The sequence below is a fragment of the Streptomyces hygroscopicus subsp. hygroscopicus genome (genome assembly GCF_001553455.1).
Taxonomy (GTDB): Bacteria; Actinomycetota; Actinomycetes; order Streptomycetales; family Streptomycetaceae; genus Streptomyces; species Streptomyces hygroscopicus.
The window spans coordinates 1-6,413 of record NZ_BBOX01000442.1; the positions used below are offsets into that span (position 1 = coordinate 1).

Sequence of the window (6,413 nt, forward strand, 5' to 3'; positions counted from 1 at the left end):
GCCCGGAGGGGGAGCGGATCCCGCTGCGCGGGGTGCGCGGCGCGGTGGCCGACAAACTCGCGCGCAGCCGGCGCGAGATCCCCGACGCGACCTGCTGGGTGGACGCCGACGCGACCGAACTGCTCGCCACCCGCGCGGCGATGAACGCCGCGGGCGGCCCCAAGGTCTCCCTGCTCGCCCTCCTGGCCCGTATCTGCACGGCGGCCCTGGCGCGCTTCCCCGAGCTCAACGCCAGGGTGGACATGGACAGCCGGGACATCATCCGCCTCCCCGACGTCCACCTCGGCTTCGCCGCGCAGACGGACCGGGGCCTCGTGGTCCCGGTGGTGCGCGACGCGCACAAGCGCAGCACCGAGGAGCTGTCCGAGGAGATCGCGCGGCTCACGGAGGCCGCGCGGACCGGCACGCTCGCTCCCGCGCAGCTGACCGGCGGCACCTTCACCCTGAACAACTACGGGGTCTTCGGGGTCGACGGCTCGACGCCGATCATCAACCACCCCGAGGCGGCGATGCTCGGCGTCGGGCGGATCGCCGCGAAGCCATGGGTGCACCAGGGCGAGCTGGCGGTGCGGCAGGTCGTGCAGCTGTCGTTCACCTTCGACCACCGGGTGTGCGACGGGGGGACCGCCGGCGGGTTCCTGCGCCATGTGGCCGATTGCGTGGAGCGGCCCATGGTGTTGCTGCGGCGGCTGTAGCCGATGCGCGGCGGCGCCATACTCATGGGGTGATTCCAGGTGCGTATGACGCAGTGATCCTGGCCGGGGGCGCCGCACGGCGGCTCGGTGGGGTGGACAAGCCCGCGCTGCGGGTGGGCGGGAGGGCCCTGCTGGACCGGGTGCTGGACGCCTGCCGCGGTGCCGGGCGGACCGTCGTCGTCGGGCCGCGCAGGCCCACGGTACGGCCCGTGCGGTGGGCCAGGGAGGAGCCGCCCGGCGGCGGCCCGGTCGCGGCCGTCGACGCGGGCGTCCGGCAGACCACCGCTCCGGTGGTCCTCGTGCTCTCCGCCGATCTGCCCTTCCTCACCCCGGAGACCGTCGAGACCCTCCTCACCGGCCTCCGGGGCGCCGAAGGGGCGGTGCTGGTCGACCCCGACGGCCGTGAGCAGCCCCTTGTCGCCGCCTACCGCGCCGAGCCGCTGCGCCGCGAGATCGCCCTCCTCGCCACCGAACACGGCGGCCTCGGCGGGCTGCCCCTCCGCCTCCTCGTCTCCGAGCTGGCCCTGGCCCGCCTCCAGCACCCCACCGCGTCGTTCGACTGCGACACCTGGGAGGACATCACCACGGCTCGAGCGCGCATCAGGGAGCATGGACACGTGTTGGACGAATGGATTGCCGCAGTCAAGGCCGAGCTCGGGATCGACCTGGATGTCGACACCGCGGCCCTACTCGATCTGGCCCGTGACGCCGCACACGGTGTCGCCCGGCCCGCCGCCCCGCTGACCACCTTTCTCGTCGGCTATGCCGCGGCCCAGAAGGGCGGCGGCCCCGAGGCGCTGGCCGCCGCGACCGAGAAGGCCGCGGCGCTCGCCGCGCGTTGGGCCGACGAGCAGTGACACCGCGCCACCCCCGGGACGGGGACCCGCTCGACCGTGAGGTCGACGAGGCACTGGCGCTGGCCAACGAATCGCCGCCCGCGCCAGAGCGACCGGCGCCTCCCGGCCAGGAGGAACACTGGGCAGATGTGGCCATCGACTTGGCCAACGGCCGCCCGGACCCGCCCGTCCCGGAACGGAGCCGCGGTGAATCCGGCGACTCCACCGGGACGGACTGGGTGGAGACCGCGCTGGACCTGGCCCATGGGCGGTCCGGGAAACAGCGGAAGAGCCGCGATCCGGCCGGAGGGGAGATGGCCGGAGGGGACGGGGCCGGAAAGGACAGGGCCGGAAGGGAGAGGGCCGGAAGGGACAAGGCCGGAGCCGACAGGCCCGGAGGGACGGGGAGCCTGGACGATGACGTGTCCATGTGGCGTGCGTCTCTGGGCCAGCCGACGCCAGGGGGCACCGGCGCCAGGAACACGCGGTCCAGGGGCCCCGCCCCGCAGGCCCCGCGCCCGAAACGCACCCCCGGCGCCCCCGGCTCCCACTCCCATCCCCACCCGCATCCACAACGCACCCCCAGTACTCCCGGCACCCCCGCCTCCCACCCGCACGCGCACTCGCCCATGACTGAACCGCACCACAGCCCCACCCCCTGGCCCGACGCCCGCGCCATCGCCGCCCGCGCCGCCGTCAAGGAGGCCGCCCACACCGCCCCGGTGATGCGGCCGCTGTCCGAGGCGCTCGGGCAGGTCCTGGCCGCGCCGCTCGCCGCGCTCACCGACCTGCCGCCCTTCGACACCTCGGCCATGGACGGCTGGGCGCTCTCCGGCCCCGGCCCGTGGCGGCTGCCGACCGACGAGGAGGACCAGGGCCACGGCATCCTCGCCGGACACGGCGAGGCGGCCCCGCTGCCCGACGGCCACGCCGTCCGGATCGCCACCGGCGCCCGCGTCCCGCCCGGCGCCACCGCCGTACTGCGCAGCGAGTACGGCACCGACGCGGGCGACGGCTGGCTCCACGCGTCCCCTGCCCACCCCGTCGTCCTCGGCCAGGACATCCGCACCCGCGGCCAGGAGTGCCGCAGCGGCGACCAGCTGCTCCCGGCCGGAACCCTGGTCACCCCCGCCGTCCTGGGCCTGGCGGCCGCGGCCGGGTACGACGAGCTGCCGACGGTGCGCAGGCCGCGCGTCGAGGTGCTGGTCCTCGGGGACGAACTGCTCACCGAGGGGCTGCCGTACGACGGCCGGATCCGGGACGCGCTGGGGCCGATGGTCGGGCCGTGGCTGCGGGCGCTCGGCGCCGAGCTGTCGGGCACCCGGCGGCTGGCCGACGAGGCGGACGCGGTGTACGCGGCGGTGGCCGAGTCGTCCGCCGACGTCGTCGTCACGACCGGGGGCACGGCCGCGGGCCCGCTCGACCATGTCCACCCCACCCTGCGCCGCCTCGGCGCCGAGCTGCTGGTGGACGGGGTGGCGGTACGCCCCGGGCACCCGATGCTGCTGGCGCGCCTCGCCCCCGTGGGCCCCGAACGCGAAGGCCCTGGACCCGAGGACGCCGCGCCCGGCAGCCGCGAGCCTGGGAGTCCCGAGCCCGGCAGCCCTGGGTCCGGCAGCCCCGAGCCCGGCAGCTCTGGGCCCGGCAGCTCTGGGCGCGGGAGCCGTGAGCCCGGCAGCTCTGGGCGCGGGAGCCCCGAGCCCGGCAGCCCTGGGTCCGGCAGCCGCGAGCCCGGCAGCCCTGGAGCCCGAAAGCCTGAGCCCGGGGACTCCGGTCCCGGGAGCTCCGGGCCCGCCCGCCCTGAAAGCGCTGGGAACGCCGAAAGCCCCAGGGGCGCCGAAGGCCGCCGCAGCCCCAGCGGCCCCGCCCGGCATCTGGTGGGCCTCCCGGGCAATCCGCTCGCCGCGGTGTCCGGTCTGCTGACCCTCGCGGAGCCGTTGCTGCGCACGCTGACGGGCCGCCCGGCCCCCGCCCCCGGTCCGGCCCCGCTGGCCGAGGCCGTGCAGGGGCACCCCCGGGACACCCGGCTGGTCCCCGTGGTCTTCCGGCAGGACATGGCGGTGCCGCTGCGGTTCAACGGTCCGGCGATGCTGCGCGGAATCGCGGTGGCCGACGGCCTCGCCGTGATCCCGCCCGGCGGGGCGAAGCGGGGGGCCGAGGTCGAGGTGCTGGATCTGCCGTGGTCGGCGAGCGCGACCGGCCAAGCGATGGACACGGACCCAGCGGCGGACCGGTCGGCAGACCGGTCGGCAGGCCGACCGGCGGGCGGAGCGGCAGACCGGTCGGCAGACCGACCGGCAGACCGGCAGGGCGGCCGAGCTGCGGGCCGGGTAACGGATCGTCGCGCGACAGGACGGATGGCGGGCCGTCAGACCGCAGGCCGCGAAGACGACGAGGACATATCCCCCCAGGAGGGCCCGGCGTGAAGCTGCCCAGCCATGACGCGGCCGCCCGCACTCCGGGGGACGGCGGCCACCGGGTCCATCTGCCCCATTTCTCCGCGGGCCCGCTGCGCCAGGTCGTCCGCCGGCTGCTGCTGGCGCTGCTGGTCCTGGTGGTGACGGTGGTCATCGTCTACGTCGACCGTACCGGCTACCACGACAACGCCGACGACGAGGTCGACTTCCTCGACGCCGTCTACTACTCGACCGTCACCCTGTCGACGACCGGATACGGCGACATCGTGCCGTACAGCGACAGCGCGCGGCTTTGTAACATCCTGCTGGTCACTCCGTTGCGCGTGGTCTTTCTGATCATCCTGGTCGGCACCACCCTGGAAGTGCTGGCCGAACGCACCCGCGAGCAGTACCGCTTGAACCGCTGGAGGTCAGCGTTGCGTGATCACACCGTCGTCGTCGGCTTCGGCACCAAGGGGCGGTCCGCGGTGCAGACCCTCTGCGCGACGGGGCTGCCCAAGAACCGGGTGGTCGTGGTCGATCCCAACCAGAAGGTGATCGAGGCGGCGAACGCGGAGGGGTTCGCGGGGGTGGTCGGCGACGCGACGCGCAGCGATGTGCTGCTGCGGGCGGAGGCGCAGCGCGCCCGCCAGTTCGTGATCGCCACCCAGCGCGATGACACCGCCGTGCTGGTCACGCTGACGGCTCGCCAGCTCAACCGGGGCGCCAACATCGTGGCGGCGGTCCGCGAGGAGGAGAACGCGCCGCTGCTGCGCCAGTCCGGGGCCGACGCGGTGATCACCAGCGCCAGCGCGGCGGGCCGGCTGCTGGGCATGAGCGTGCAGAGCCCGACGGCCGGGGCGGTGATCGAGGATCTGATCCAGCAGGGCACGGGTCTGGACCTGGTGGAGCGCACGGTGGTGAAGGCGGAGGTGGGCAAGTCGGTGCGGGAGACGGACGACCTCGTGGTGTCGGTGCTGCGCGGCCATCGCCTGCTCGCGTACGACGACCCCGACGCCAGCCCACTGCGGGCCGCCGACCGGCTGATCACGATCGTTCGCGCGCCGATGGTCCAGGAGTAGCCTCGCGGCCATGCATGCGATCACGATTCCCGAACCCGGTGGCCCCGAAGCCCTGGTATGGGCCGAGGTCCCCGATCCCGTGCCCGGCGAGGGAGAGGTCCTGGTCGATGTCGCGGCCGGCGGCGTCAACCGCGCGGATGTGCTGCAGCGCCAGGGCTTCTACCCGCCGCCGTCCGGTGCCCCGTCCTACCCCGGTCTGGAGTGCTCGGGCCGGATCTCGGCCCTGGGGCCCGGTGTCACCGGCTGGGCGGTGGGCGACGAGGTGTGCGCCCTGCTCGCGGGCGGTGGGTACGCCGAGAAGGTGGCGGTCCCGTCCGGGCAGCTGCTGCCCGTCCCCGAGGGCGTGGACCTGGTCACGGCCGCCGCACTGCCCGAGGTGACCGCGACCGTATGGTCCAACGTCTTCATGATCTCCCATCTCCGGCCGGGCGAGACGCTGCTGGTGCACGGCGGATCGAGCGGTATCGGCACCATGGCGATCCAGCTCGCGAAGGCGGTCGGCGCGCGGGTCGCGGTGACCGCGGGCGGCCCCAAGAAACTGGCGTCCTGCCGGGAGCTGGGCGCCGACATCCTGATCGACTACCGCGAGCAGGACTTCGTCGAGGAGATCCGCCGCGCCACCGACGGCGCGGGCGCGGACGTCATCCTGGACATCGTCGGCGCGAAGTACCTCGCCAGGAACGTGGACACGCTCGCCGTCAACGGCCGGCTGGCGATCATCGGGATGCAGGGCGGGGCGAAGGCCGAGCTGAACCTGGGCACCCTGCTGTCCAAGAGCGCCGCCGTGACGGCCACCGGGCTGCGGAGCCGTTCGCTGGCGCAGAAGGCGGCGATCATCGCGGCGGTGCGGGAGCACGTCTGGCCGCTGATCGGCAGCGGCCGGGTCCGCCCGATCGTCTACCGCACTGTCCCGATGCGGGAGTCCGGGGAGGCCCACCGGCTGATGGAGTCCAGCGAGCATGTGGGGAAGATCCTGCTGACCACCTGAGCGCAGCGGGTCCGGGCGCCGCCGGGCGCCGCGACTCCGGCTCGTCTGGCTCGTCCGGCGGCGCCCGGAATGCCTGGTCCGTACCTTCGTGTCACGCTGGTCCCGTTCTGCAACGGTTCGGCACGGGAGGGGTGACCACCATGAACCCCGCGACGCTCCGCACACTCCCGGCGGTGGCTCTGCTGGCGGGCACCGCCCTGACCGCCGCCCCAGCCGCCACCGCCGCCGCCACCGCCGCCGCCCGCGCCGACGACGGCGGCGGGCTGGCGGGGACCCGTGCGGGCGAGGGCCGCGCGCACCCCGGCCGCACCGGGACGCCCACCCCCTCACCGTCGGACGACGACCCCTCGGCCGGGACCCGGGACGAGGACGGGGGCGCGGATGCGGGCGGGGACACGGGCGCGGACACAGGCGGA

The 6,413-nt window shown here is 75.0% G+C and carries 5 protein-coding genes and 1 pseudogene; all 6 read left to right on the forward strand.

What is annotated here, in order from left to right:
• Positions 1-695 (forward strand): dihydrolipoamide acetyltransferase family protein (locus AXW62_RS35240; protein ID WP_169808202.1); only part of this gene is annotated, 695 nt, incomplete at its 5' end.
• A 29-nt stretch (positions 696-724) separates the two neighbouring features.
• Positions 725-1,552, forward strand: coding sequence for an NTP transferase domain-containing protein (locus AXW62_RS35245; RefSeq protein WP_079115944.1), 828 nt, complete (start codon positions 725-727; stop codon positions 1,550-1,552).
• Between the two features lie 608 nt (positions 1,553-2,160).
• Complete coding sequence (locus AXW62_RS41925; RefSeq protein ID WP_107406388.1) at positions 2,161-3,957, forward strand: molybdopterin molybdotransferase MoeA; 1,797 nt, start codon at positions 2,161-2,163, stop codon at positions 3,955-3,957.
• Positions 3,954-5,009 carry a potassium channel family protein gene (locus tag AXW62_RS35255; protein WP_030827915.1) on the forward strand — a complete coding sequence of 352 codons (1,056 nt, stop codon included), beginning with the start codon at positions 3,954-3,956 and terminating at the stop codon, positions 5,007-5,009. The genes AXW62_RS41925 and AXW62_RS35255 overlap by 4 nt, the downstream gene beginning before the upstream one ends.
• Positions 5,010-5,019: 10 nt before the next feature.
• Positions 5,020-5,997 (forward strand): NAD(P)H-quinone oxidoreductase, encoded by a 978-nt coding sequence (locus AXW62_RS35260; RefSeq protein WP_030827918.1) that lies wholly within the window; start codon positions 5,020-5,022, stop codon positions 5,995-5,997.
• A 140-nt stretch (positions 5,998-6,137) separates the two neighbouring features.
• A pseudogene (locus tag AXW62_RS35265) lies at positions 6,138-6,413 on the forward strand (hypothetical protein); the annotation flags it as partial.